Source organism: Nonomuraea sp. NPDC054003, assembly GCF_055585125.1.
This window is the reverse complement of record NZ_JBVJKR010000048.1, coordinates 1-1,031: the sequence shown is the minus strand read 5'-3', so window position 1 is coordinate 1,031 and position 1,031 is coordinate 1. Positions and strand designations below refer to the sequence as shown.

At 57.0% G+C, this 1,031-nt stretch carries 1 rRNA gene; it reads right to left on the bottom strand.

Annotated features, from left to right (window positions below):
- Positions 1-5 precede the first annotated feature (5 nt).
- A 23S ribosomal RNA gene (locus tag ACZ6YG_RS44625) occupies positions 6-1,031 on the bottom strand; the annotation flags it as partial.

Genomic DNA, 1,031 nt, shown 5'->3' with positions numbered 1-1,031 from the left:
GCTTTGTGGTCAAGTCCTCGGCCTATTAGTACCGGTCAGCTCCACACGTTACCGCGCTTCCACCTCCGGCCTATCAACCCGGTCGTCTACCGGGAGCCTTACCCACAAACGTGGTGGGAGACCTCATCTCAAGGCAAGCTTCCCGCTTAGATGCTTTCAGCGGTTATCCCTCCCGAACGTAGCCAACCAGCCATGCACCTGGCGATACAACTGGCACACCAGAGGTTCGTCCGTCCCGGTCCTCTCGTACTAGGGACAGCCCCTTTCAAGTCTCCTGCGCGCGCAGCGGATAGGGACCGAACTGTCTCGCGACGTTCTAAACCCAGCTCGCGTACCGCTTTAATGGGCGAACAGCCCAACCCTTGGGACCTACTCCAGCCCCAGGATGCGACGAGCCGACATCGAGGTGCCAAACCATCCCGTCGATATGGACTCTTGGGGAAGATCAGCCTGTTATCCCCGGGGTACCTTTTAGCCGTTGAGCGACACCGCTTCCACACGCCGATGCCGGATCACTAGTCCCAGCTTTCGCTCCTGCTCGACCCGTCAGTCTCACAGTCAAGCTCCCTTGTGCACTTACACTCAACACCTGATTGCCAACCAGGCTGAGGGAACCTTTGGGCGCCTCCGTTACCCTTTAGGAGGCAACCGCCCCAGTTAAACTACCCACCAGACACTGTCCCCGATCCGGATCACGGACCAGAGTTAGACATTCAAAACGACCAGAGTGGTATTTCACCAATGACTCCACCCGAACTAGCGTCCGAGCTTCCCAGTCTCCCACCTATCCTACACAAGACGCTCCAAACACCAATGTCAAGCTGTAGTGAAGGTCCCGGGGTCTTTCCGTCCTGCTGCGCGAAACGAGCATCTTTACTCGTAGTGCAATTTCGCCGGGTCTGCGGTTGAGACAGCGGGGAAGTCGTTACGCCATTCGTGCAGGTCGGAACTTACCCGACAAGGAATTTCGCTACCTTAGGATGGTTATAGTTACCACCGCCGTTTACCGGCGCTTAAGTTCTCACCTTCGC